Raw genomic sequence first — 25,632 nt, forward strand, 5'->3', positions numbered from 1 at the left:
CGGGAGGGCAGGGTGGGGAGATCCCGCGCCCGCCGCAAGGCGGCGCCGCACCCACCGCGCCGCGGATGCCAACGGCGATCAACCCGCCCCGCGTGCCCGAACCCTCCAACCCGGCCGAACGGGTGGGCGGGTGGGGAACCCCCGCCCCCGCATTGAGCCCACCACTAAGGTTAGGCTAACCTCACTTACGAGATCGCGGCCCTCGCAACACCCCCCTTCCCGCCCGGAGGGCCCGCCGCTCCCGACCCGGAGGACACCCCCATGCGTTCGCATCTGCTCAACGACACGACCGCGGAGCACTACCGACGCTCCGTGACCGAAGGAGTCGAGCGGGTGGCGCGCAAACTCGCCACGACCCGGCAGCCGTTCAGCGGCGCCGGCGTCGACGAGCTCGCCCCGGTCATCGACGGCATCGACCTCGACGCCCCGCTCGGCGACGCCTCCGCCGTCCTGGACGAGCTCGAAGACGTCTACCTCCGCGACGCCGTCTACTTCCACCACCCCCGCTACCTCGCCCACCTCAACTGCCCGGTCGTCATCCCCGCCGTGCTGGGCGAGGCCGTGCTCTCGGCCGTCAACTCCTCGCTCGACACCTGGGACCAGAGCGCCGGCGGCACCCTCATCGAGCGCCGGCTCATCGACTGGACCGCACAGCGCATAGGCCTCGGCCCCGCCGCCGACGGCGTGTTCACCAGCGGCGGCACCCAGTCCAACCTCCAGTCGATGCTGCTCGCCCGCGAGGAGGCCAAGACGACCGACCTCGCCAGACTGCGCATCTTCGCCTCCGAGTGCAGCCACTTCAGCGTGCAGAAGTCGGCCCAACTGCTCGGCCTGGGAAGGGACGCGGTCGTCGCCGTCCCCACCGACCACGACAAGCGCATGCAGACCCTCGGCCTGGCCCGCGCCCTGGAGCACTGCGTGAGCGAGGGCAACGTACCCATGGCGGTCGTCGCCACCGCCGGGACCACCGACTTCGGCTCCATCGACCCGCTGCCCGGCATCGCCGAGCTCTGCGCCCAGTACGGCGCCTGGATGCACGTGGACGCCGCCTACGGCTGCGGGCTGCTCGCCTCGCCGACCCCCGCCCGCCGCGCCCTGCTCGACGGCATCGAGCGCGCCGACTCCGTTACCGTCGACTACCACAAGTCGTTCTTCCAGCCGGTGAGTTCGAGCGCCGTCCTGGTCCGCGACGGGGGCACGCTGCGCCACGCGACGTACCACGCCGACTACCTCAACCCGCGCCGCGCCGCCGAGGAGCGCATCCCCAATCAGGTGGACAAGTCGCTCCAGACCACCCGCCGCTTCGACGCCCTGAAACTGTGGATGACCCTGCGCACCATGGGCGCCGACGGCATCGGCTCGCTCTTCGACGAAGTGTGTGAACTGGCCGAGCAGGGATGGCAGTTGCTCGCCGCCGACCCCCGCTACGACGTCGTCGTGCAGCCCACGCTCTCCACCCTCGTCTTCCGCTACATCCCCGACACCGTCACCTCGCCCGCCGAGATCGACCGTGCCAACCTCTACGCCCGCAAGGCGCTCTTCGCGTCCGGCGAGGCCGTCGTCGCCGGGACCAAGTCCGGCGGCCGCCAGTACCTGAAGTTCACCCTGCTCAACCCCGAGACGAGCGTCGACGACATCGCCGCCGTGCTCGACCTGATCGCCGGCCACGCCGAGCAGTACCTGGGAGAGAACCTTGTCCACGCGTCCTGAAGCCCCCGGCATGTCCGAGGCGTACGACTTCATCGGGATCGGGCTCGGCCCCTTCAACCTCGGGCTCGCCTGCCTCACCGAGCCCATCGACGAGCTGAACGGGCTCTTCCTTGAGACCAAGCCCGACTTCGAGTGGCACTCCGGAATGTTCCTGGAGGGCGCCCACCTTCAGACCCCGTTCCTGTCCGACCTGGTCACCCTCGCCGACCCGACCTCGCCGTACTCCTTCCTCAACTACCTGAAGGAATCGGGGCGGTTGTACTCGTTCTACATCCGCGAGAACTTCTATCCGCTGCGCACCGAGTACAACGACTACTGCCGCTGGGCGGCCGGAAAGCTGAGCTCGATCCGCTTCGGCCGGACCGTCGAGTCGGTGACGTACGACGAGAAGCGCGAGCTGTACGCCGTCGCCACCACCACCGGCGACACCTTCCGCACCCGCCGTCTCGTGCTCGGCACCGGCACCCCGCCGCACATCCCCGAGCCCTGCCGGGGCCTCGGCGGCGACCTCCTGCACAACTCCCGCTACCTGGAGAACAAAGAGGCGCTCCAGGCAAAGGAGTCGATCACGATCGTCGGCTCCGGGCAGTCCGCCGCCGAGATCTACTACGACCTGCTCTCCGAGGCCGACGTCCACGGCTACCGGCTGAACTGGGTGACGCGCTCGCCCCGCTTCTTCCCGCTTGAGTACACCAAGCTCACGCTGGAGATGACGTCCCCGGAGTACATCGACTACTTCCACGCGCTGCCCGAGGCCACCCGCTACCGGCTCGAATCGTCGCAGAAGGGGCTCTTCAAGGGCATCGACTCGGAGCTGATCGACGCCATCTTCGACCTGCTCTACCAGAAGAACCTCAAGGGGCCCGTTCCTACTCGTCTCCTCACCAACTCCGCGCTCGGCTCGGCCAGTTACGACACCACGACGGGTACGTACACGCTGGGCCTGCGCCAGGAGGAGCAGGAGAAGGACTACACCCTCAGCACCGAGGGCCTGGTCCTGGCCACCGGCTACCAGTACGCCGAGCCGGAGTTCCTCGCGCCCGTCACCGACCGGCTGCGGCGCGACGGGCGCGGGCGCTTCGACGTGGCCCGCAACTACTCCATCGACACCACCGGCCACGGCGTCTTCCTCCAGAACGCCGGCGTGCACACCCACTCGATCACCTCGCCCGACCTCGGCATGGGCGCCTACCGCAACGCGTACATCATCGGCGAGCTGCTCGGCCGCGAGTACTACCCGGTCGAGAAGTCCATCGCCTTCCAGGAGTTCGCCATATGAGCCCCCAGACCACCCTCGGGTCCTTCGCCTTCCGGCCGCTCGACCCGCTGTCCGACGCCGAGCTCGTGCACTCCTGGGTGACCCACCCCAAGGCCGCGTTCTGGCTGATGCAGGACGCGAAACTCCAGGACGTCGAGCGCGAGTACATGGCGATCGCCGCCCACCCGCACCACCACGCTTTCGTCGGCCTGCACGACGGCGAGCCCGCGTTCCTGATGGAGCACTACCACCCGGCGCACGTCGAACTGGTCGGCCTGTACGAGCCGTTGCCCGGCGACGTCGGCATGCACTTCCTGGTCGCCCCGACCGACACCCCGGTGCACGGCTTCACACGGGCCGTCATCACCGCCGTGATGGAGGAGCTGTTCGCCGACCCGGCCACCGAGCGCGTCGTCGTCGAGCCCGACGTCGACAACAAGGCGGTGCACGCGCTGAACGCGGCCGTCGGCTTCGAGATCGCCGAGCGGATCACCAAGCCCGAGAAGGACGCCTACCTGTCCTTCTGCACCCGAGAGCAGTTCCGTACGGCCCTGGCCGGAGAGGCAGCAGCACGATGACCACCGACACCGCGGTCACCCACCTCACCCCCGAGCTGTGGGCCGAGGCCAACCGGCTCCTGATCCGCAAGGCGCTCGCCGAGTTCGCCCACGAGCGCCTCCTCACCCCCGAGCCGCTCGGCGACGACCGGTACGCCGTCCGCTCCGACGACGGCTCGGTCGAGTACCGCTTCACCGCGTCCCGGCTCTCCCTCGACCATTGGCAGGTGTTCGCCGAGTCGATATCCCGGCAGGGCTCCGATGGCCAACTCCCGCTGGACGCACTGGACTTCTTCCTCGAACTGCGCGGCTCGCTGGGCCTGAGCGACGCGATCCTTCCGGTGTACCTGGAGGAGATCTCCTCCACCCTGTCCGGCGCCGCATACAAGCTGACGAAGCCTCAGATCACGTCGGCCGAGCTCGTCCGCTCCGGCTTCCAGGCCATCGAGACGGGCATGACCGAGGGCCACCCCTGCTTCGTGGCCAACAACGGCCGGCTCGGCTTCGGCATCCACGAATACCTCGCGTACGCCCCCGAGACCGCGAGCCCGGTACGGCTGCTGTGGCTGGCGGCCCGCCGCGACCGCGCCACCTTCACGGCGGGCACGGGCCTGGACCACGAGGCGCTGATGCGCGCCGAACTCGGCCGGGACACCCTCGACCGGTTCGCCGCACGGCTGGCCGAACGCGGCCTGGACATGGCCGACTTCCTGCTCCTGCCGGTGCACCCGTGGCAGTGGTGGAACAAGCTGTCCGTGACCTTCGCCGCCGAGATCGCCCAGGAGCGCCTGGTGCTGCTCGGCGAGGGCGACGACGACTACCTCGCCCAGCAGTCGATCCGTACCTTCTTCAACACGAGCGACCCGGCCAAGCACTACGTCAAAACGGCCCTCTCGGTCCTCAACATGGGCTTCATGCGCGGGCTTTCGGCCGCCTACATGGAGGCGACGCCCGCGATCAACGACTGGCTGGCGGGGCTGATCGCGGCGGACGGCACGTTCCGCGCGGCCCGGTTCTCGATCATCCGCGAGCGGGCGGCGGTCGGCTACCGCCACGAGCAGTACGAGCGGGCCACCGACCGCTACTCGCCGTACCGCAAGATGCTGGCCGCGCTGTGGCGCGAGAGCCCGGTGCCTTCGCTCCGGCCGGGCGAGCGCCTCGCCACGATGGCCTCGCTGCTGCACACCGACCACGAGGGCGCGTCCTTCGCGGGCGCCCTGATCGCCGAGTCGGGCCGCACCCCGGCCGAGTGGCTGCGCGGCTACCTGGACGCGTACCTGGTGCCGGTCCTGCACTCCTTCTACGCGTACGACCTGGTGTTCATGCCGCACGGCGAGAACGTGATCCTGGTCCTCGCCGAGGACGGCACGGTCTCGCGGGCGATCTTCAAGGACATCGCCGAGGAGATCGCGGTCATGGACCCGGACGCGGCGCTGCCGCCGGCCGTGGAGCGGATCCGCGCGGACGTCCCCGAGGACATGAAGCTCCTTTCCGTGTTCACGGACGTCTTCGACTGCTTCTTCCGCTTCCTGAACGCGGCGCTGGTGACGGAAGGGGTGATGGAGGAGTCCGCGTTCTGGCGGACGGTGACGGACTGCGTCACCGCCTACCAGGCCTCGAAGCCCGAACTGGCCGACAAATTCAAGCAGTACGACCTGTTCGCCCCGGACTTCGCCCTGTCCTGCCTGAACCGCCTCCAGCTCCGCAACAACGAACAGATGGTGGACCTGGCGGACCCGGCGGGCGCGCTGCAACTGGTGGGAACGCTGGGCAACCCCATCGCCTGACGCGTCACGTGCCGGAGGGGATCGGTTCTGGCAGGACCGATCCCCTCCGGCTTCGAGGGATCAAACCCAGGGCACCACGGGCGACCGGTAGAAGTTGATCCCCAGCGCCGCCATCCGCGGCCCCTGCTGCGCGAGCCGGGTCTTGTACGACGCCCAGTCGTGCGTGGACGCCGGCGACCACCCGATCTCCGCGATCCCCTGGAGCCGCGGGAACGCCATGTACTCGATCTGGGAGGAATTGGTCAGCGTCTCCGACCAGATCGGCGCCTCGACGCCCAGCACGGCCTTCGCCGGCACCCCCGCGATGAAGGTGTCCGGATCCCACGCGTACGACTTGTCGACGTCGACGTATCCGGCCCAGCTGGTCCCGAGCGGAGACTTCGCGTCGTACTTCATGTCGAGGTAGGCGTGGTTGGCGGGCGACATCACGAGCCGGGTGCCCGCCTGCGCGGCCGCGGCGACGTCCGTCTCGTTGCCGAGCGTGCCCCAGTACTGGGCGACGGCCCCCTCCACGGGCGTGGCCCCGGCGATCTGGTGCCAGGCCATCACGGTCTTGCCGTACTTGCCGACGACCGGCTGGGCCTTGTCCATGAAGCTGACGTAGTCGTCGTGCGAGGTGGAGTGCGCCTCGTCGCCGCCGATGTGGACGTACCGCCCGGGCGTGAGGGCCGCGACCTCGCGCACCACGTCGTCGAGGAACTTGTACGTCACGTCCTTGGGCACGCACAGCGAGCTGAAGCCCACGTTGGTGCCCGTGTACAGCGGGGGCGCGACGCCGTTGCAGTTGAGCTCCGCGTAGGAGGCGAGGGCCGCGTTGGTGTGTCCCGGGGTGTCGATCTCGGGGACGACCTCCAGATAGCGGGAGGAGGCGTAGGCGACGATCGCCTGGTAGTCGGCCTTGGTGTAGTAGCCGCCCTTGCCGCCGCCGACCTGCGTCTGGCCGCCGTACGTGGCGAGCTTGGGCCAGGAGTCGACGGCGATGCGCCAGCCCTGGTCGTCGCTGAGGTGCAGGTGCAGCTCGTTGATCTTGTAGAGGGCGAGCTGGTCGATGTACCGCTTGACCTGGTCGACGCTGAAGAAGTGCCGCGAGACGTCGATCATCGCGCCCCGGTAGGCATAGCGCGGGGAGTCGGTGATCGTGCCGCCCGCGATCTTCCAGGGACCGGTCTGCTTCGTCCGCTTCTCCACGGCCGCGGGCAGCAGCTGCCGCAGCGTCTGTACGCCGTGGAAGAGGCCTGCGGGTTGGTTGGCGGTGATGGTGAGCGAGCCGCCGCCCGAGGAGAGCCGGTAGCCCTCGTCGCCGAGGCCCTGGTCACCGGCGCCGAGCAGCAGCCGGATCCCGTCGCTGCCGGCCGCGCTGGTGACGGGCAGCCCGTACCCGGTGGAGGGGCGGAGCACGCCCGCCAGGTAGTCGCCGATGCGCTGGGCGTCGGGCGAGCCCGGGGCGACCCTGATCTTGGTGGCCGAGCCGATGGTGTACGCGGAGCCGCCCGTGGAAACGGAGGCGGGGGCGGGCACTATCTGGCCCAGCGGGCGGGGTGCGCCCGCCGCCGCGGGGGCCGCGGAGGCCCCGATACTGGTGAGCCCGGCGGCCGCGACCAGAACCAGGGAGCCGAGGAGCCGGGCGAATGTCCTGCGCTGTCTCTGTCTCACAAGCGGTTCCCTTCCAAGGGGTCGCGCAACTGTGGGGGCTGAGCAACCGAACACTTCCCATGGGACCGGGGATCCCACCCGGGGTCAAGGTGAAGAGCGGCACCGCAGGGCGTACCGGAACCGCCCGATGTGCGCAAGTCGATCATCACGGCAGGGGCCGGTGAAACAATCCCCACATGGCGGAAATCATCCAGAAGGACGGCACCTGGGTCTTCGACGGCGAGACGCTGCGGATCGTGCCGGGCAGCGACAAGTCGGTCGGTCTGCTCCAGCGGACGCTCGGGGAGACAGCGGTGCCGCTGCGCGCGGTGGCGGGCATCGCGTACGAGCCGGGGCGCAAGACGGGCCGGCTCAGGCTGCGGCTGCGGGACGGGGCGGATCCGCTGCTCCAGGTCACCGGCGGAAAGCTGCCGGAGGCCTCGGACCCGTACGTCCTGACCGTGGAGACCCGGACGTCGGCCGTGGCCGAATACATGGTGGACGAGGTGCGCAACGCGCTGCTGCTCGACGAGGTGCCGGACGGGCCCGTCGACACCTACCTCATGCCGGGCCCTGCGGTGCCGATGACGGTGGGCGCGGGCGATGCCACGGTCACCTTCGACGGTCGCACCGTGCACCTGGAGTGGACCTGGCACACCGACGACAAGAAGACGGCGGCCGGGCCTGTCACCCTCCCCCTCGACGAGCTGACGGGGGTGGTCTGGCAGCCCGCGCGCGGGCTGAGCGACGGCTATCTGCGCTTCGTCACCAGCCCGAACGCCCCGCGGCTCGCCCCCGGCCACGACCCGATGGCGGTCGAGCTGAACGGCTTCAAGAAGGACCCGCTGATGGCGCTGCTCGCCTCGGCGGTGGTGGTCCGGATGCCGCACCCGCACGCCCCGCGGCACGAGCTGGCGGCCGCGGCCCCCAAGTCCCTGGAGGCGGCGCCCGCCGCCCCGGCCGCCGAGGACCACGACGTACTGCTCCGCCGCCTGCGCGAGCTCGGCGAGCTGCACCGCAGCGGCATCCTCACGGACGAGGAGTTCTCGGCGGCCAAGCAGGCGGTCCTCAAGCGCCTGTGAAGCCGTTCTGGTCCAGACCAGACGCGTGATCATGTGAATCCTGCCCGGAATCGGGCAGGATTCTTGCGTACGGCCTCGATAGCCCGCAATATCGACGGGTGCTCGAACGCCGCAACCCGTCGTCCCACGACGACCTCGTAGATCATCTGGTGCGCAGCACCGCGCTCCAGCGCGGTGAAGCGGCCCGGGTGGTGCTTGAGGTGCTGGCGTACTTCGACGAGACGTGCGAGGAATTCGTCCGCCGGCGCCACCGTGAACTGCAGTCCGGGGGCGCGGTGAACGCGGAGATCTTCGAGCGGATCGCGGCAGAGCTGCCGCATCGCGCCGTGGCGCCACCGGAGCTCTCGCTCCGGCAGCTGCGCCGCATCGTCTACGGCTGAGCAGGCTTCGAGCACCGCAGGAACTTTTGTACATCGATGGAGGGGCAGAGACTCTATGTGCGGAATCGTCGGATATATCGGCAAGCGTGATGTGGCTCCGCTGCTGCTGGAAGGCCTGCAGCGGCTGGAGTACCGGGGTTACGACTCCGCGGGCATGGTCGTCAACACCCCCAAGTCCGGGGCCCTGAAGATGGTCAAGGCCAAGGGCCGCGTCCGCGACCTGGAGGCCCGCGTCCCCAAGCGCTTCGCCGGCACCACAGGCATCGCCCACACCCGCTGGGCCACCCACGGCGCCCCTTCCGACGTGAACTCGCACCCGCACCTCGACCCCGAGAACAAGGTCGCCGTCGTCCACAACGGCATCGTCGACAACGCCGCCGAACTGCGCGTCAAGCTGGAGGCCGAGGGCGTCGTCTTCGCCTCCGAGACCGACACCGAGGTCATCACCCACCTGATCGCCCGCTCCCAGGCCGACTCCCTGGAGGAGAAGGTCCGCGAGGCGCTCAAGGTCATCGAGGGCACCTACGGCATCGCCGTGATGCACGCCGACTTCGCCGACCGCATCGTGGTCGCCCGCAACGGCTCCCCGGTCATCCTCGGCATTGGCGAGAAGGAGATGCTCGTCGCCTCCGACGTCGCCGCTCTGATCGCCCATACCCGCCAGGTCGTCACCCTCAACGACGGCGAGATGGCGACCCTGAAGGCCGACGACTTCCGGACGTACACGACCTCGGGCACGCTCACCAACACCACCCCCGAGACCGTCGAGTGGGAGGCCGCCTCCTACGACATGGGCGGCCACGACACGTACATGCACAAGGAGATGAGCGAGCAGGCCGAGGCCGTCGACCGGGTTCTTCGCGGCCGCATCGACGACCGGTTCTCGACCGTTCACCTCGGTGGCCTGAACCTGGACGCCCGCGAGGCGCGCGGCGTGCGCCGCATCAAGATCCTCGGCTGCGGCACCTCGTACCACGCGGGCCTGATCGGCGCCGGCCTCATCGAGGAGCTGGCCCGCATCCCCGCGGACGCCGAGCCGGCCTCCGAGTTCCGCTACCGCAACCCGGTCGTGGACCCCGACACCCTGTACATCGCGGTCTCGCAGTCCGGTGAGACGTACGACGTGCTCGCGGCGGTGCAGGAGCTCAAGCGCAAGGGCGCCCGTGTGCTCGGCGTCGTGAACGTCGTCGGCTCGGCGATCGCCCGCGAGGCGGACGGCGGCACCTACGTGCACGCCGGGCCCGAGGTCTGCGTCGTCTCCACCAAGTGCTTCACCAACACGGTCGTCGCGTTCGCGCTGCTCGCGCTGCACCTCGGCCGGATCCGCGACCTGTCGGTGGCCGACGGCAAGCGGATCATCGAGGGCCTGCGCAAGCTGCCCGGCCAGATCGAGGAGATCCTGGCCATGGAGCCGGAGATCGAGAAGCTGGCCAAGGAGTACGCGGGCGCCCAGTCGATGATGTTCATCGGGCGCGTGCGCGGCTACCCGGTCGCCCTGGAGGCCTCCCTGAAGCTCAAGGAGATCTCCTACATCCACGCCGAGGCCTACCCCGCCTCCGAGCTGAAGCACGGCCCGCTCGCGCTCATCGAGCCCGCGCTGCCGACGGTCGCCATCGTCCCGAACGACGACCTCCTGGAGAAGAACCGCGCCGCCCTGGAGGAGATCAAGGCCCGCAGCGGCCGCATCCTCGCGGTCGCGCACCAGCACCAGGAGAAGGCCGACCACACCATCGTCGTGCCGAAGAACGAGGACGAGCTGGACCCGATCCTCATGGGCATCCCGCTCCAACTCTTCGCCTACCACACGGCGTTGGCGATGGGCCGCGACATCGACAAGCCGCGCAACCTGGCCAAGTCGGTCACCGTCGAGTAGTCCGTACGCGTAGTCCCTACGCGCAGAAAAGGGCGACCCCGGCCATCGGCGGGGGTCGCCCTTCTGCGTGCCGGTGCTGCCCAGGCACCGGCCTGCGGCTGCCGTTCAGCCGGTGGCCGTCACCCCCCGGCCGGCAGCGCGTCGGGGCAGGGCGGTGGGCCACTTGGCGAGCGAGGCCGTCGCCCCGTACCAGGCCGCGGCACCCGCGACGGTGGCCACCCAGCCGGCCACCTTGCCGAGCGAGGAACTGTCGGCGAACTGGCCGATGGCCAGGAGCACCAGGGCGAGGAAGAGCAGTCCGTACGTGCCCTGCCGGAAGAGCCCGGAGCCGGCCGAACCCGCTGCCAGGCTCAGCGCCAGGAGTGCGAAGAGGACCAGGAAGAGGCCGGCCGCGTTGGCCGAGAACTTGGTGTTCGCGCCCGCGGCCCAGGTGAACCAGAAGGCGCCCAGGCCCGCGAAGGCGGTGCCGGTGAACGCGTCCTGATCGCGGAAGGCGAGGACGCCGAGGACGAACAGGCCGATGCCGCCGACGTAGGTCGCGACCGAGACCGAGTCGGCCACCGTCACGCCGTCGATCACGCGGGTGTTGCCGAGGCCGAAGGCCAGCAGAGTGAGTCCGAGTGCGAGGTGACCGAGAGTGGAGGTGGTGCTTCCCGCGGGAACTTCGTTGTCCACGGCGGGCTCCCTTCATGTGCGGTTGTGCTGCTTCCCAGCGAGGCTTATCTACCCTTCACAAGGGCACAATCCACCCCTACGCGTGAGTAGATTCGCCTGCACACAAAGGAAGTTGACGCTTCATCAGCGAAACATCACACCGGTCTCAACTGGGACAACGCCCGATTACGGGATGACGACGACGGGGCGCTGTGCACGCCGCGCGAGCCGGCCCGCGACCGAGCCGAAGATCCGCCCGACGATGCCGTGCGTGGAGCCGACGACGATCGCGTCCGCGGCGTACTCGCGCCCGACTTCTTCCAGTTCGTGGCAGATGTCGCCGCCGCGCTCGACCAGGATCCAGGGCACCTCGGCGAGATAGTCGGCACAGGCGAGTTCGAGCCCGAGCACCTCGGTGCGGTGGTCGGGGACATCGACGAAGACCGGCGGCTCGCAGCCCGCCCACACCGTGGTGGGCAGCCGGTTGGCGACGTGGACGATGATCAGCCCCGAGCCGGACCGCTTGGCCATGCCGATGGCGTAGGCGAGGGCCCGCTCACTGGACGTCGAGCCGTCGAAGCCGACGACGACGCCGTGCCGGAATGCGGGATCGCAGGAATGTCGTGGTTCTGGCACCGCTTGGAGGTCCGACGTGGGGTCGGCTACCTGCTTGCGGTCCGCGGGTTCGGAGAATTCGTGACCGGCCATGGGTGTCTCGGCGAAGGAGGTCCTCAGTCGGGGGACAGCGGGGACAAGTGAGCAACAACGAGTCGGCGGCGGAGCTGTGTCCGGGAATCATCTTCCCAACCCCATACCCCCAAGGGTACGGCGACACTCCTCTCCTGCCCAGAGCCGCCGAACCTACTCGGCGTTCCCCGGAGCATGCACGAGCCCGCCCCGGATGGCAATGCCCGGTGCCCTTTACAGCGGTCCCCCGCGGCCGTTCTCCACCTCCGCACCGATGATCTTTCAGTTACTGGACGGACTGCTTCCGCGTTAGAGGCGTGATCTCGCCCGACCTCGATCAGGAAGCACCCCCTCGTGCTCGCTCCCCCGGCCACCCACCCGTCCGTCCCCGCCGCCCCGCCCGGCCCCCGTCACCGGCCGCCCGGAGTATCGTCCGCGGCTGAATCCGTACGTACCAACCGGTCCGTGAACGCCGAACCACTCTGGGCGGCCGCCCGCCCCCCGGCCGACCCGGCGGGCGACGTCGTCCGCTGGGCGGCGTTCAGCTGTGTGCTCGTGCCGGTGGTGCTCATCGTGTACGGGTCCTCGTTCGCGGGGGCGTTCGGCTCCGCCCTCGGCCTGACGGCCGTGACCGCCGTATGCCGGCTGCTGCTGCGCCAGTCCGAGCGGGCAGCCGCCGAGGAACGGGCACGACCGTCGCTTCCGGTGTCCGGACGGCACGCCCGACCGGCTCCGGGAGTGCGTCGCGGTGGGCGTCACGCGGGGGGATGTACACCCGGGAGGTGAGCCGATCGCACACCTGGACCCGTATGTTTTCGGCCAACTTCCCCCGGTGGCGGATTCCTTGGCCAAATGGCCTGCCAACCCCCTTGCCACCAGGGAGGAAAGGACCATTGCGGCCTCTGGCACCATACGGGTACGGGCCATCCCCATGAGGCGCACTTCCCCTGCGGGGCCCACGAGTGAAACGCTTCGTGATCGAAAGCTTCGCGCCAAGTTGCCTTGTCGACATAGCGCTGGGTGCCGGACTTGTCACGCCGGCGCCACGGGACGCAGTAGATTCGATCATGCGTATCGAAGGCTGGGGACTCGTGCAAAACCGAGGGGAAAAGTGCAGGAGCGACAGGCCCGACAAGAACGGGGAGCCGCGAACACCGAGGGGGGCTTAGCGCCATGAGCCAGGACTCCGCTGCCGCATCACCGGAGACCGCAAGGAAGCTGGCCGGCCGCCGACGCCGGGAAGTCGTCGCCGTACTGCTGTTCAGTGGCGGCCCCATCTTCGAAAGTTCCATTCCGCTCTCCGTGTTCGGAATCGACCGTCAGGACGCGGGAGTTCCGCGTTACAGACTGCTGGTGTGTGCCGGTGAGGAAGGACCCCTGCGGACCACAGGGGGACTCGAACTCACCGCGCCCTACGGTCTGGAAGCAATCAGCAGGGCGGGAACGGTGGTGGTGCCCGCGTGGCGTTCCATCACCTCGCCGCCCCCGGCAGCCGCGCTCGACGCGCTGCGCCGGGCACACGAGGAAGGGGCAAGGATCGTCGGGCTGTGCACCGGCGCGTTCGTGCTCGCCGCGGCCGGTCTTCTGGACGGCCGCCCGGCGACGACGCACTGGATGTACGCGCCGACACTGGCCAAACGCTATCCATCAGTACACGTGGACCCGAGGGAGCTCTTCGTCGACGACGGGGACGTCCTCACCTCGGCCGGAACCGCGGCCGGAATCGATCTCTGCCTGCACATAGTGCGGACGGACCACGGCAGCGAGGCGGCCGGCGCGCTGGCCCGCCGACTGGTCGTGCCGCCGCGCCGCAGCGGCGGACAGGAGCGCTATCTCGACAGGTCTTTACCTGAGGAGATCGGCTCCGACCCGCTGGCCGAGGTCGTCGCCTGGGCGCTGGAGCACCTCCACGAGCAGTTCGACGTGGAGACCCTGGCCGCGCGGGCGTACATGAGCCGTCGCACCTTCGACCGTCGTTTCCGCTCGCTGACCGGATCGGCCCCCCTCCAGTGGCTGATCACCCAGCGGGTCCTGCAGGCCCAGCGCCTGCTGGAGACGTCCGACTACTCCGTGGACGAGGTGGCGGGCCGCTGCGGCTTCCGCTCCCCGGTCGCGCTGCGCGGGCACTTCCGCCGCCAGCTCGGCTCGTCCCCGGCGTCGTACCGGGCGGCCTACCGGGCGCGGCGGCCACAACCGGAACCCAGCGCGGGCCCCGTCGCGGTGCCCATGCCGGCTCCGGTGCCGGAGACCGTTCTGCCCCAGGCGCTCCCCCAGGCCCGGCGGACGGCGGCGGCCAGCGCGGTGGTGGGGCCGGGTGCGACCTCGCACACCGCGGCGGAGCCGGGGAAACCCAGCTCCGATCTGTACGCCTCCGGCTACACCGGTGGCCGTCCGAGTCTGCCCGGTCAGCGGAGCGCCCCGTAGGGTAAGACGCATGAACGACCGCATGGTGTGGATCGACTGCGAGATGACCGGGCTCTCGCTGGCGGACGACGCACTCATCGAGGTGGCCGCGCTGGTCACCGACTCGGAGCTGAACGTACTCGGCGAAGGGGTGGACATCGTGATCCGTCCCCCGGACGCCGCGCTGGAGACCATGCCGGAGGTGGTGCGCACCATGCACACCGCCTCCGGGCTCCTCGACGAGCTGGCCGGCGGCACCACGCTGGCCGACGCCGAGGAGCAGGTCCTCGCGTATGTACGTGAGCACGTCAAGGAGCCGGGCAAGGCACCGCTGTGCGGAAACTCGGTCGGCACCGACCGCGGGTTCCTGCTGCGGGACATGCCGAGCCTGGAGTCCCACCTCCACTACCGGATCGTGGACGTCTCCTCCGTGAAGGAGCTCGCCCGCCGCTGGTATCCGCGGGCGTACTTCAACAGCCCGGACAAGAACGGAAACCACCGGGCACTGGCGGACATCCGCGAATCCATCGCGGAGCTCCGCTACTACCGGGAGGCGGTCTTCGTGCCGCAGCCGGGCCCGGACTCGGACACCGCGAAGTCGATCGCGGCGAAGTACGTCCTGCCTGCGGAGTAGGCCTTCGCAGGGGGGGCCGGGAGGGTGCCTCGAAACATGTGCGCGAGCACCCTCCCGGACCCTGTACACTTTTTCTCGGCCGGTAGGGAAGCCCCCAGGGACTTCCCAAGACCACAACAGTCCGGTCATGCATGGTGGGTATAGCTCAGCTGGTAGAGCACCTGGTTGTGGTCCAGGATGTCGCGGGTTCGAGTCCCGTTACTCACCCTGATGGAAGAAGGCCCGGGCCGCGAAAGCGGTTCGGGCCTTCTTCTCGTTCGGCTTCTTGTTCCGGCCGTTCGATGCCTCTATTTACGACGATGCCCGTACGACGAGTTCCGTGGGGAGCATCAGGCTCGGGCGGGCCGGTTCGGTGGCGGTGATCTCGGTGAGCAGCAGCTCGGCCATCGCGCGGCCCATCTCCTCCGTCGGCTGGCGCACGCTGGTCAGCGGCGGGTCCATGTGGCGGGCTATCGCCGAGTCGTCGAAGCCGATCAGGGCGGTGTCCTCGGGGATGCGGCGGCCGCCCTCGCGCAGGATCTGGCGGGCGCCGGAGGCCATCACGTCGGACGCGGCGAAGACCGCGTCGAGGTGCGGGGCGCGTTCGAGGAGCTCGGTCATCGCGCGGCGGCCGCCCTCCTCGGTGAAGTCGCCGTGCGCGGCCAGTTCGTCCAGGCCCGCCGCCGCGAGGGCCGCCCGGTAGCCGTCGAGGCGGCGGCGGGCTCCGTACACGTCCAGGGGTCCGGTGATCGTCGCTATGGAGCGCCGGCCGCGGGCGGCGAGGTGGGCGACGGCGGCGCGGGCGCCCTCGTAGTTGTCGCAGTCGACCGAGGCGAGCGGTTCGTCCTCGCGGCGGCGGCCGCTGATGACGACCGGGATCCCTAGCTGTTCGAGCAGGTCGGGCAGCGGGTCGTCCGCGTGCACGGAGACGAGCAGCACGCCGTCCACGCGGTGGGACGCGAGGTACTGGGCGAGCCTGCGCCGCTCCCGGTCGCCGCCGACCAGGGTGAGCAGGAGCTGCATCTCGGTGTCGGCGAGCGCCGCGCCCACCCCGCGCACGATGTCCGAGAAGTACGGCTCGGCGAAGAAGCGGGCCTCGGGCTCGGGGACGACCAGGGCGATGGCGTCGGTGCGGTTCGCGGCGAGGGCGCGGGCCGCCCGGTTGGGTACGTAGCCGAGTTCGGCGACGGCGGCCTCGACGGCGGCCCGGGTCTCGTCGCTGACCCGGGGCGAGCCGTTGATCACCCGGGACACGGTGCCCCGGCCGACCCCGGCCCTGGCCGCCACTTCTTCGAGCGTGGGCCGTCCGGCACCGCGGCCCCTGGCTGTGCGGGCTGCTGTCACGTCTGCCTCCCCAACTCGCGCAACTCCGGTGAAAGTAACAGTCCCGGCCGGACGGGGAACCTCATCCGCTGCCATTGCGCGGTCCCTTGACAGTCCAACAGGGAGCCGCAACCCTTCAACACATCACGGCTGGGAGCGCTCCCACAGTAGTAGGTCCCTACACCTTTCGCATACCTTCCGCCCGCGCCGACGCGCCTCAACTGGCTTGGCCCGGACGACAGTTGGAGGAAGCAATGCGCACGCGTACACGTACGTCCAGACGCCTCGCGGCCCTCGCGGCCGTGGCCGCGCTCGGCACCGGGCTGCTCGCCGGCTGCGCCGACGACGGCACGTCCCCGGCGGCCGAAGGATCGTCGGCGGGAGGCGGCGGGGGCGGCGCGAAGACCACCCTCACCGTCGGCGTCTTCGGCGCGTTCGGCCTGAAGGAGGCCGGGCTCTACGACGCGTACATGAAGCTCCACCCGGACATCGAGATCAAGCAGACCTCGATCGAGCGGAACGAGAACTACTACCCGCAGCTCCTGACCCACCTCGGCTCGGGCAGCGGGCTCGCCGACATCCAGGCCGTCGAGGTCAGCAACATCGCCGAGGTCACCGCGACCCAGAGCGGCAAACTGCAGGACCTGTCCAAGGCGCCCGGCGTGAACAAGGACGACTTCCTGCCGTGGAAGTGGGCCGAGGGCACCGCCAAGGGCGACAGGACGGTAGGCCTCGGGACCGACACCGGGCCGACCGGCATCTGCTACCGCAAGGACCTGTTCGCCAAGGCGGGCCTGCCCACCGACCGGGACGCCGTGGGCAAGCTGTGGGCGGGCGACTGGAACAAGTATCTGGAGGTGGGGCGGCAGTACAAGGCGAAGGCCCCGGCGGGCACCGCCTTCGTGGACTCCGCCTCCGGCGTGCTGAACTCGATCACCGGGTCCAGCGCCACCCGCTACTACGACGCCGACGGCAAGGTCGTCTACAAGGACAACCCGGCCATAAAGCAGGCCTGGGACACCGCGGCCGCGTTCGCGACCGGCGGGCTCACCGCCAAGCTCCAGCAGTTCCAGCCGACCTGGGACCAGGGCTTCGCCAACGCCTCCTTCGCCACCGTGTCCTGCCCGGCGTGGATGCTCGGCTACATCCAGGACAAGGCGGGCGCCGCCGGCAAGGACCAGTGGGACGTGGCCGCGGCCCCCAAACCGTCCAACTGGGGCGGCTCCTTCCTCACCGTGCCCTCGGCCGGCAAGCACACGGCACAGGCCGCCAAGCTCGCCGCCTGGCTGACCGCGCCCGCCCAGCAGGCCGTCCTGTTCGAGAAGCGCGGCAGCTTCCCGAGCGCGAAGGCCGCGTACGGACTGCCCGCGGTGGCGGACGCCAAGCACGCCTACTTCGCGGGCGCGCCCATCGGCCGGATCTTCGCGCAGGCCGCCGAGGGCACCCCGGTGCAGACCCTCGGCCCGAAGGACCAGATCATCCAGCAGAACCTCTCCGACATCGGCATGCTCCAGGTCGAGCAGAAGGGCAAGTCGCCGCAGCAGGGCTGGGACGCCGCGGTGAAGGCGATCGACAACGCGCTGGACCAGTGACGATGGCGAGCGACACCACGGCCGCCGTGCCCTCCCCCGGTCCCGGGCAGGAGGGCACGGCCCCCGCCCGGGCCGGTGCGGAAGAACGGCGCAGCCGCCGCTACCGGCGCGATGTGCGCTGGAGCCCGTACGCGTTCATCGCGCCCTTCTTCCTGTTCTTCGCGGCCTTCGGCCTCTTCCCGCTCCTCTACACGGGCTGGGCCTCGCTGCACCAGGTCGAGCTGACCTCGCCGGAAGACATGACGTGGGTGGGCCTCAGGAACTTCTCGCGCCTGCTCTCGGACGACTTCTTCTGGAACGCGCTGCGCAACACCGTCACCATCGGGATCCTCTCCACCGTGCCGCAGTTGCTCGTCGCGCTCGGCATCGCCCATCTGCTCAACTACAAGCTGCGCGGCTCGATGTTCTTCCGGGTCGCCGTCCTCACCCCGTACGCCACCAGCGTGGCGGCCGCGACGCTGGTGTTCGTGCTGCTCTTCGGGCGCGACTACGGAATGATCAACTGGGCACTCGGGCTCGTCGGCTTCGAGCACATCGACTGGCAGAACGGCGGCTGGAGCTCGCAGCTGGCCGTGTCCACCATCGTCATCTGGCGCTGGACCGGCTACAACGCGCTGATCTACCTGGCCGCCATGCAGGCGGTGCCCGCCGACCTGTACGAGTCGGCGGCGCTCGACGGGGCCTCGCGGTGGCAGCAGTTCCGCCATGTGACGATCCCGTCGCTGCGCCCGACCATCCTGTTCACCGCGGTCGTCTCCACGATCGGCGCCACCCAGCTGTTCGGCGAGCCGCTCCTGTTCAACGGCTCCGCGGGCGCCACCGGCGGCTCGGACCACCAGTTCCAGACGCTCGGCCTCTACCTGTACGAACAGGGCTGGGTGAATCTGCACCTGGGCCGGGCCTCGGCGATCGCCTGGGCGATGTTCCTGATCCTGCTCCTCATCGGCGCGGCGAACTGGCTCGTTTCCCACAAGTTGCGCAAGGGGATGACGAGTTGAGAGCCCAGCGTGCCGGCCGCCAACTGCACGGCGGCCGCCTCACCTACGCCGTCCTGATCGTGTTCACCGCAGGATCGCTCTTCCCGCTGATCTGGACGGCGGTGGCCGCCTCCCGCACCAACACGCGGCTCGCCCAGACGCCCCCGCCGTTCTGGTTCGGCTCCCACCTGTTCAAGAACCTCCGGATCGCCTGGACCGACGCCAACATGGGCACGGCCCTGCTCAACACGACGATCGTGGCGGGCTCCATCGCGGCCGGCACGGTCTTCTTCTCCACGCTGGCCGGCTTCGCCTTCGCCAAGCTGCGCTTCCGCTTCAAGAACCTGCTGCTGCTCCTGGTGATCGGCACGATGATGGTGCCGCCCCAGCTCAGCGTCGTACCGCTGTACATGCTGGTCGCCAAGCTGTCCTGGACCGACCAGCTCCAGGCCGTCATCCTGCCCACCCTGGTGAGCGCGTTCGGGGTGTTCTTCATGCGGCAGTACCTGGTGGAGGCGCTGCCCACCGAGCTGATAGAGGCCGCCCGGGTGGACGGGGCGAGCAGCTGGCGGGTGGTGTGGCACATCGTGTTCCCGGTGGCCCGGCCCGCGATGGCGGTGCTCGGCATGCTGACCTTCGTGATGGCCTGGAACGACTTCTTCTGGCCGATCATCGCGCTGACCCAGAACGGCAGCCCCACCGTCCAGGTGGCCCTGACCGGACTCGGCCGCGGCTACATCCCCGACCAGTCGGTCATCATGGCCGGCGCCCTGCTCGGCACGCTGCCGCTGCTGCTCGCGTTCGTGCTGTTCGGACGGCAGATCGTGGGCGGGATCATGCAGGGCGCGGTGAAGGGCTAGCCCCGACGGCCCGGGCCCCCATGGCCCCAATCCCCCTTACCCATCAGCTCGTTGGGAGTGTCGTATGTCCGACCGCTTTCCGTCCGATTTCCTCTGGGGCGCCGCCACCTCCGCCTACCAGATCGAGGGGGCGGCGGCCGAGGACGGGCGCACCCCGTCGATCTGGGACACCTTCAGCCACACCCCGGGCCGCACCGCCGGCGGCGACACCGGTGACATCGCGGTGGACCACTACCACCGCATGCGCGAGGACGTCGCGCTGATGACGGAGCTCGGCCTCACCTCGTACCGCTTCTCCGTCTCCTGGTCGCGGGTGCAGCCCACCGGCCGGGGGCCTGCCGTCCAGCTCGGCCTCGACTTCTACCGGCGCCTCGTCGACGAGCTGCTCGACCGGGGCATCGCGCCCGCGCTCACCCTCTACCACTGGGACCTGCCGCAGGAGCTCGAAGACGCCGGCGGCTGGCCGGCCCGGGACACCGCCTGCCGTTTCGCCGAGTACGCGACCCTGGTGGGGGCCGCGCTCGGCGACCGGGTCGAGCGGTGGACCACCCTAAACGAACCCTGGTGCAGCGCCTTCCTGGGGTACGGGTCGGGGGTGCACGCGCCAGGACGGACCGACCCGGCGGCCGCGCTGCGAGCGGCCCACCACCTCAACTTGGCGCACGGGCAGGCGACTTCGGCCCTGCGGGCCGTGATGCCGGCCCGCAACCGGATCGCGGTGAGCCTCAACTCGGCGGTGATCAGGCCTCGTTCACAGGATCCGGCGGATCTGTCGGCGGCCCGCCGGATCGACGACCTGGCCAACGGCGTCTTCCACGGGCCGATGCTGCACGGCGCGTACCCGAAGCACCTGTTCGCGGACACGGCGTCCGTCACCGACTGGGCCTTCGTGCACGACGGCGATCTCCGCGCGATCCACCAGCCGCTCGACGCGCTCGGCCTCAACTACTACACGACGTCCCTGGTGTCGGCCGCCGATCCGGAGCGGGCGGACGGCCGCGCCGACGGCCACGGCGCGAGCACGCACTCGCCCTGGCCGGGCGCCGCCTCCGTCGCCTTCCACCAGCCGCCCGGCGAGCGCACCGCGATGGGCTGGGCCATCGACCCGTCGGGCCTGTACGACCTGCTGCTGCGCTACGCCAAGGAGGCGCCCGGGCTGCCGCTCCTGGTCACCGAGAACGGGGCGGCCTGCGACGACAAGCCCGGCCCCGACGGCGCGGTGCACGACCCGGACCGCATCCGCTATCTGCGCGACCACCTCGCGACGGTGCGCCGCGCGATGGAGGCGGGCGCGGACGTGCGGGGCTACTACCTCTGGTCGCTGATGGACAACTTCGAGTGGTCGTACGGGTACGGCAAGCGGTTCGGCGCGGTGTACGTGGACTACGAGACGCTGGCCCGCACCCCGAAGTCGAGCGCCCGCTGGTACGCGGAGCTGGCCCGGACGGGTGAACTACCCGAGGCGTGACGCGGCGGCGGGGCGAGGGCGGGCACCTCATTCCTGAGCTCCGCTGCCGTACGTAAGGAAGCCCCGTGCCCAGGACCAGGTTCACCCGTGCGGAAATCCAGTCGTTCGCGCGGCTCTCGCCGTTCGAGCTGAAGGACAGGTTCATCGAGATCGCGCAGGCGGTCCAGGAGGACGAGCCCGGCCAGAAGGAGAAGTCGGCGCGGCAGATGCTGAACGCGGGCCGCGGCAACCCGAACTGGGTCGCCACCGGACCGCGCGAAGCCTTCCACGCGCTCGGCTGCTTCGCCCTCGCCGAGTCCCGCCGGGTGTGGACCGCCGACGACCTCGGCGGCATGCCGGAGAAGAGGGGCGCGGCCGGCCGCTTCGACTCCTTCGCCCGCCGGCACCCGGGCCTGCCCGGCATCGAGCTCCTCCAGCGGTCCATCGCGTACGCCGTCGAACGCTTCGGCTTCGACCGGGACGCGTTCGTGCACGAGCTCACCGACGGCTCGATCGGCGACAACTACCCGGTTCCCGACCGGATGTTGACGCATGCCGAGCAGATCGTGCGCGGCTACCTCGCCGACGAGCTGTTCGACCGGCGGCCCCCGGAGAGCGAGATGTCGCTGTTCGCGACCGAGGGCGGCACGGCGGCCATGTGCTACGTCTTCGACTCGCTGATGAAGAACGGGCTCCTGGCGAAGGGCGACCGGATCGCCCTGATGGTGCCGGTGTTCACCCCGTACGTGGAGATTCCCGAGCTCGATACGTACGACTTCGACGTGGTGCGCGTCGAGGCGAGCCTGTTCGCCGAGACCGGGGTGCGCGAGTGGCGCTATCCGGCGGAGGAGGTCGCCAAGCTCGCCGACCCGGGCGTGAAGCTGGTGTGCCTGGTCAACCCGTCGAACCCGCCCTCGCTGGCGCTGAGCGAGCGGGTCGCGCACCAGATCGGGGAGATCGTCGCCGGGCCGAATCCGAATCTGCTGATCGTCACGGACGACGTGTACGGCACGTTCGTGGAGGGCTTCCGCTCGATCGCCGCCGAGCTGCCGCGCAACACGCTGCTCGTGTACTCGTACTCCAAGCACTTCGGCTGCACGGGGCACCGGCTCGGCGTGATCGGCCTGCACGACGACAACGTGATCGACGAGCTGATCGCGGGGCTGCCCGAGGCCGAGCGGGAGCGCCTGGACGGGCGCTACGGAACCCTGACCCTGGAGCCGGAGAGACTCCGCTTCATCGACCGCCTCGTCGCCGACTCGCGCCAGGTCGCCCTCAACCACACCGCCGGTCTTTCGCTGCCGCAGCAGGTGATGATGGTGCTGTTCTCGCTGTTCGCGATGCTGGACGAGGGGCAGGCGTACAAGCACCGCATCCGCGCGATCGTCCGCCGGCGCCTCGAACTCCTCCTTGAGGGCGCCCAGATGAAGATCGCGGACGATCCACAGCGGGCCGGGTACTACATCGAGCTCGACCTGCTCGCCGAGGCCGAACGCGTCCACGGCAAGGACTTCGCGGAGTTCCTGGAGACGACGTACGAGCCCGCCGACCCGCTGTTCCGGCTGGCCGAGCAGACCGGCGTGGTGCTGCTCAACGGCGGCGGCTTCCGGGGCCCGCAGTGGTCGGTCCGGGTCTCGCTCGCCAATCTGGACGACCTCGACTACCTCAAGATCGGCCACCATCTGCGGGCGATCTTCCACGACTACGCCGAGGAGTGGCAGGCGTCCCGCGCATGAGGGCGCGCGGGGCTTGAACCTCACGCGGCGTGAGGATGCACAGTGGCTCCATGAGCGAATCCACCTGGAAGGTGGGCCCCCTGGCCGAGGCCAGCGGGCTCACCGTCCGCACGCTGCACCACTGGGACACCATCGGCCTGCTCTCCCCCTCGCGCCGCACCTCGGGCGGGCACCGGGAGTACACCGAGGACGACATCGCCCGGCTCTACCAGGTGCTCGCCCTGCGCGGCCTGGGCCTGGGCCTCGACACGATCGCCGTGTGCCTGGACTCCGGGATCGACCCGATGCGAGTCCTGCGCGACCACCGCGAGAGCGTCGAGGCGCACCTCGCGGCGCTCAACGGCCTGCGCGACCGGCTCGTCCACATCGAACGGCAGGTGGCGGACGGCCGGGCGCCGACGGCCTCCGCGGTCCTCGACGCGCTGCGCGCCACCGGCGCCGCGAGCCCCGCCGCCGAACAGGCGGTACGCCGTCACCTGGACGACGACCAGCTACTCGCCCTTGGCACCCACGCCGCGGCCATCGGCCCGGCCGCGCACTACCTGATGGAGGTCGAGTGGCCCGAACTGTACCGCCGGGCCGAGCAGTTGAGGCTCTCCGGCACCCCGCCGACCGATCCGCGCGTACGCAAGCTGGCGGCCCGGATGGACGAGCTGGGCGCCCTGTTCAGCGGCGGCGACCGGACGCTCTCGGCGGGCGTGCGGACCGCGTGGCGCGAGGACCCGGCAGCGCTGTCGGGGGACGCGTCGGCACGGCCGGGCCAGTGGGACGACCTGACGGACTACTTGGACGCGGCCCGAGAGGGGGCGAAGTGATGAGGAGAAACTACGTGGTGATCAACAAGTACTCGCTCCTGCCGTTCCTGCTGATCACCGTGCCGCTGGTGTGCGTGCTCGCGGGGATCGGGGTGATCGGGTGGGGCGTGGTGCCGGCGGTGGTGATCGCGGTGGGGGTGCTTGCGCTGGTGACGAAGGGGGTCGCGAGGTCCACCACGAGCTGAGCGCGCCCCGGCCGACATGGGGGAAGGTGCGATCCGGCCGGGACGCTGGTCAGGAGGCCTGCTCGTATCGAAAGCCCGTATCGACAGCTCGTATCGGCTGCCCGATCGACTACATGACCGACGACTTGATCGACTACTCGATCGACTACCGGTAGGCGCCGAAGGCCTTGGTGAAGGCCAGGGGCTCCTGGACGATCGAGGAGCAGGTCGGGTCGGCGGAGTTCTTGGCGCCGCCGGGGCACTGCTGGTCGCGGGCGCCGGACCACATGGCGAGCCAGCCGAGGCCCTTGGACTTGGCGAAGTCCACGAGCTTGGTGGCGTCGGCGACGGTGAACGTCTCCACGTTGACGTCGTTGACGCCGATCATCGGTGTGACGGCGACGGCCTTCCAGGCGGCGGCGTCGGACAGACCGAGAACTCCCTTGATCTGGGCCTGAGTCGCGGTGGCCGCCTGGATGGCGTAGTCGCCCATGTCGCCGCTGTAGGAGGGCCCGTAGTCCATCGCCATGATGTTGACGGCGGAGACCTTCACGCCGTTCTTCTTGGCATCGGCGACGAGGTCGACGCCGGGCTGGGTGAGCCCCTCCGGCATCACGGGCAGCGTGAACGACACGTCGAGCCCGGGGTGGGACTGCTGGAGCTTCGCGATGGCCTGCGCGCGGCGGGTGTTGGCGCCGGTGTCGGGCAGGGCCGCGCCCTCGATGTCGAAGTCGACCTTGGTGAGCTTGTAGGCGTCGACGACCTTGCCGTACGCAGCGGCGAGATCGTCCGCGCTCTTGCAGACGAGGCCGAGCTCGGAGCCGGAGGCGCCGCCGAAGGAGACCCGGACGTCGCCGCCCTTGGCGCGCAGCGCGCCGATCTGCGAGGCGACCTTGTCGCTCGGGAGGTCGGTGACCCCGCCCCACATCGGGGCGCAGCTGCCGCCGGAGGTGACGAAGGCGAGGTTGAACTGCTTGACGCCGGTCTTGTCGGCGGTGGCCGCGAGGTCGTAGGTGGGGTAGAGCGAGGTGTCGACGTACGGGGCAAACCCGGCGCCGGCGGAGGTGCCCGTGCTCTTGGTGGGGGTGGGTATCGCGGTGGCCGACTTGGAGGGCTGAGGGGTGGGCTTGGTGCTCGCCGACTGGGAGGGCTTGGCGGTGGGCTTGGGCTGTTCGGTGGGGCGGCCGCTGGGCTGGGGGGTGCCGCCGGTGTCGACGGAGCACTTCTCCTGGTCGATGAGGCAGCCCGTGGGGTCGCCCGCGGTGCCGCCGGCCGACGTGACGAAGCCGACGGTGACCGACTTGCCCGCGGCGAGCCCGGCCTTGTCCCAGCTCGGGGGCTTCACGGTGACGTGCCGGCCGTTGACGGTCTGGTCGCCGTTCCAGAGGGAGGACAGCGTGGTGCCGGCGGGGAGGTCGAACTCCAGGGTCCAGTCGGCGAGGGTCTTGCCGGTGTCGTTGGTGATGACGTACTGCCCGGTGTAACCACCGGTCCAGCTGCTGGTCTTGGTGTACGCCGCGCCGACCGAGGCGGCCTGCGCGGTGCCGGTGAGCGCGAAGGCCGCGCCGCCGACGACCGCGGCGGCGGCCACCCCGCCGATCACCTTGGTCTTGCCACTCGCCCTGCGCCGGTGCGTACTGCTGCCCATGCCGTGCCTGCCTCTGCGTTGCGGGGGAATTCGGGGGTGCGGCAGCACGCTAGCGATGCGGAATCGGACAAATGCCCAGTTCGGGGCGGGGGTTGGGGATCTTAGGGTCGGCTTAAGGGTGGGATGGGGGGAGGTTAAGCCCGGCTGTTCCCCCACCCCGCCCCTTCCCGAGACTTTCCGGGGGTGAGGGTGGGCTTGAGGTCCGTTCCCGGGGCGCTGCCCCCGGACCCTCGCTCCTCAGGCGCCGGAGGGGCTGTATGCGCGGATGGTTGTCGGCTGCGGACCGTGGGCGGCTGGTCGCGCAGTTCCCCGCGCCCCTGGCAGCGCCGGGTACAGGCATCTTCAGCCCGTCATGGGGGTCCCCCCTGGCCCTTGAGGCCTTGGGGGAGTTTGAGGACGAGCGCCCTTGAGGCGCGAACGGGGTCTGGGGCGGA

General features: G+C 70.0%; 22 protein-coding genes and 1 tRNA gene. 18 read left to right on the forward strand and 5 right to left on the reverse strand.

Translation table 11 applies throughout. The annotated features are described in order from the left end of the window. The first annotated feature begins 261 nt into the window (after positions 1–261). Genes ADK54_RS01820 through ADK54_RS01835 form a run of 4 tightly spaced genes read left to right on the forward strand, consistent with a single transcriptional unit; the run spans position 262 to position 5,312 of the window. Entirely contained in the window at positions 262–1,710 is a 1,449-nt protein-coding gene (locus tag ADK54_RS01820) for a pyridoxal phosphate-dependent decarboxylase family protein (protein WP_053723690.1), read from the forward strand. A 10-nt stretch (positions 1,711–1,720) separates the two neighbouring features. Next, positions 1,721–2,989 carry a lysine N(6)-hydroxylase/L-ornithine N(5)-oxygenase family protein gene (locus ADK54_RS01825; RefSeq protein WP_053723691.1) on the forward strand — a complete coding sequence of 423 codons (1,269 nt, stop codon included), beginning with the start codon at positions 1,721–1,723 and terminating at the stop codon, positions 2,987–2,989. Next, a complete protein-coding gene (locus tag ADK54_RS01830; RefSeq protein WP_053723692.1) occupies positions 2,986–3,546 on the forward strand; it encodes a GNAT family N-acetyltransferase in 561 nt (186 codons plus the stop codon). The genes ADK54_RS01825 and ADK54_RS01830 overlap by 4 nt, the downstream gene beginning before the upstream one ends. Further along, on the forward strand, positions 3,543–5,312 hold the full coding sequence (locus ADK54_RS01835; RefSeq protein ID WP_053723693.1) for an IucA/IucC family protein: 1,770 nt from the start codon (positions 3,543–3,545) through the stop codon (positions 5,310–5,312). Before ADK54_RS01830 ends, ADK54_RS01835 begins: the two co-directional genes overlap by 4 nt. A 60-nt stretch (positions 5,313–5,372) precedes the next feature. Here the strand turns inward: ADK54_RS01835 and ADK54_RS01840 are convergent, their stop codons facing one another. Next, positions 5,373–6,965, reverse strand: coding sequence for a beta-N-acetylhexosaminidase (locus tag ADK54_RS01840; protein ID WP_053723694.1), 1,593 nt, complete (start codon positions 6,963–6,965; stop codon positions 5,373–5,375). A gap of 176 nt (positions 6,966–7,141) precedes the next feature. On the opposite strand from ADK54_RS01840, the gene ADK54_RS01845 reads away from it, so the two are divergent. From ADK54_RS01845 to glmS, 3 genes are all read left to right on the forward strand, one after another. Next, the gene (locus ADK54_RS01845) at positions 7,142–8,026 is read left to right on the forward strand and encodes a DUF4429 domain-containing protein (protein ID WP_053723695.1); all 885 of its coding nucleotides are present in this window, start codon (positions 7,142–7,144) and stop codon (positions 8,024–8,026) included. Positions 8,027–8,124: 98 nt separating this feature from the next. Further along, entirely contained in the window at positions 8,125–8,406 is a 282-nt protein-coding gene (locus ADK54_RS01850) for a hypothetical protein (protein ID WP_053723696.1), read from the forward strand. 55 nt (positions 8,407–8,461) lie between these two features. Further along, positions 8,462–10,279, forward strand: coding sequence for a glutamine--fructose-6-phosphate transaminase (isomerizing) (gene glmS, locus ADK54_RS01855; protein WP_053723697.1), 1,818 nt, complete (start codon positions 8,462–8,464; stop codon positions 10,277–10,279). A gap of 105 nt (positions 10,280–10,384) precedes the next feature. On the opposite strand, the gene ADK54_RS01860 is transcribed toward glmS, so the two are convergent. Both ADK54_RS01860 and ADK54_RS01865 read right to left on the reverse strand, forming a co-directional pair. Next, positions 10,385–10,954 carry an acetate uptake transporter gene (locus ADK54_RS01860; RefSeq protein WP_053723698.1) on the reverse strand — a complete coding sequence of 190 codons (570 nt, stop codon included), beginning with the start codon at positions 10,952–10,954 and terminating at the stop codon, positions 10,385–10,387. 165 nt (positions 10,955–11,119) lie between these two features. Next, positions 11,120–11,641: a universal stress protein gene (locus ADK54_RS01865; protein WP_053723699.1), complete on the reverse strand. Its 522-nt coding sequence runs from the start codon at positions 11,639–11,641 to the stop codon at positions 11,120–11,122. Between the two features lie 444 nt (positions 11,642–12,085). On the opposite strand from ADK54_RS01865, the gene ADK54_RS01870 reads away from it, so the two are divergent. The 4 genes from ADK54_RS01870 to ADK54_RS01885 all read left to right on the forward strand — a co-directional run bounded on the left by ADK54_RS01870 (position 12,086) and on the right by ADK54_RS01885 (position 14,864). Beyond that, a complete protein-coding gene (locus ADK54_RS01870; protein ID WP_053723700.1) occupies positions 12,086–12,406 on the forward strand; it encodes a hypothetical protein in 321 nt (106 codons plus the stop codon). A gap of 387 nt (positions 12,407–12,793) precedes the next feature. Continuing rightward, positions 12,794–14,044, forward strand: coding sequence for a helix-turn-helix domain-containing protein (locus ADK54_RS01875; protein ID WP_053723701.1), 1,251 nt, complete (start codon positions 12,794–12,796; stop codon positions 14,042–14,044). 10 nt (positions 14,045–14,054) lie between these two features. Beyond that, complete coding sequence (gene orn, locus ADK54_RS01880) at positions 14,055–14,657, forward strand: oligoribonuclease (RefSeq protein ID WP_053723702.1); 603 nt, start codon at positions 14,055–14,057, stop codon at positions 14,655–14,657. Positions 14,658–14,791: 134 nt separating this feature from the next. Then, positions 14,792–14,864, forward strand: a tRNA-His gene (locus ADK54_RS01885). An 84-nt stretch (positions 14,865–14,948) separates the two neighbouring features. On the opposite strand, the gene ADK54_RS01890 is transcribed toward ADK54_RS01885, so the two are convergent. Further along, positions 14,949–15,980, reverse strand: coding sequence for a LacI family DNA-binding transcriptional regulator (locus tag ADK54_RS01890; RefSeq protein ID WP_234391877.1), 1,032 nt, complete (start codon positions 15,978–15,980; stop codon positions 14,949–14,951). Between the two features lie 233 nt (positions 15,981–16,213). On the opposite strand from ADK54_RS01890, the gene ADK54_RS01895 reads away from it, so the two are divergent. The 7 genes from ADK54_RS01895 to ADK54_RS45565 all read left to right on the forward strand — a co-directional run bounded on the left by ADK54_RS01895 (position 16,214) and on the right by ADK54_RS45565 (position 23,571). Beyond that, the gene (locus ADK54_RS01895) at positions 16,214–17,551 is read left to right on the forward strand and encodes an extracellular solute-binding protein (RefSeq protein WP_053723704.1); all 1,338 of its coding nucleotides are present in this window, start codon (positions 16,214–16,216) and stop codon (positions 17,549–17,551) included. Positions 17,552–17,553: 2 nt separating this feature from the next. Next, a complete protein-coding gene (locus ADK54_RS01900) occupies positions 17,554–18,549 on the forward strand; it encodes a carbohydrate ABC transporter permease (protein ID WP_053723705.1) in 996 nt (331 codons plus the stop codon). After that, positions 18,507–19,388 carry a carbohydrate ABC transporter permease gene (locus ADK54_RS01905; protein WP_053723710.1) on the forward strand — a complete coding sequence of 294 codons (882 nt, stop codon included), beginning with the start codon at positions 18,507–18,509 and terminating at the stop codon, positions 19,386–19,388. Before ADK54_RS01900 ends, ADK54_RS01905 begins: the two co-directional genes overlap by 43 nt. Before the next feature lie 64 nt (positions 19,389–19,452). Further along, entirely contained in the window at positions 19,453–20,856 is a 1,404-nt protein-coding gene (locus tag ADK54_RS01910; protein WP_053723706.1) for a GH1 family beta-glucosidase, read from the forward strand. Positions 20,857–20,921: 65 nt separating this feature from the next. Then, positions 20,922–22,571: a bifunctional aspartate transaminase/aspartate 4-decarboxylase gene (locus ADK54_RS01915; RefSeq protein ID WP_053723707.1), complete on the forward strand. Its 1,650-nt coding sequence runs from the start codon at positions 20,922–20,924 to the stop codon at positions 22,569–22,571. Between the two features lie 50 nt (positions 22,572–22,621). Continuing rightward, complete coding sequence (locus ADK54_RS01920; protein WP_234391879.1) at positions 22,622–23,386, forward strand: MerR family transcriptional regulator; 765 nt, start codon at positions 22,622–22,624, stop codon at positions 23,384–23,386. A gap of 14 nt (positions 23,387–23,400) precedes the next feature. After that, positions 23,401–23,571, forward strand: coding sequence for a hypothetical protein (locus ADK54_RS45565; protein ID WP_159047593.1), 171 nt, complete (start codon positions 23,401–23,403; stop codon positions 23,569–23,571). 145 nt (positions 23,572–23,716) lie between these two features. Here ADK54_RS45565 and ADK54_RS01925 read toward each other — a convergent pair whose 3' ends face one another. After that, on the reverse strand, positions 23,717–25,198 hold the full coding sequence (locus ADK54_RS01925) for a cellulose binding domain-containing protein (RefSeq protein WP_053723709.1): 1,482 nt from the start codon (positions 25,196–25,198) through the stop codon (positions 23,717–23,719). Positions 25,199–25,632 lie beyond the last annotated feature (434 nt).

Origin of the sequence: Streptomyces sp. WM6378 (genome assembly GCF_001279695.1) — a bacterium.
Classification (GTDB): domain Bacteria; phylum Actinomycetota; class Actinomycetes; order Streptomycetales; family Streptomycetaceae; genus Streptomyces.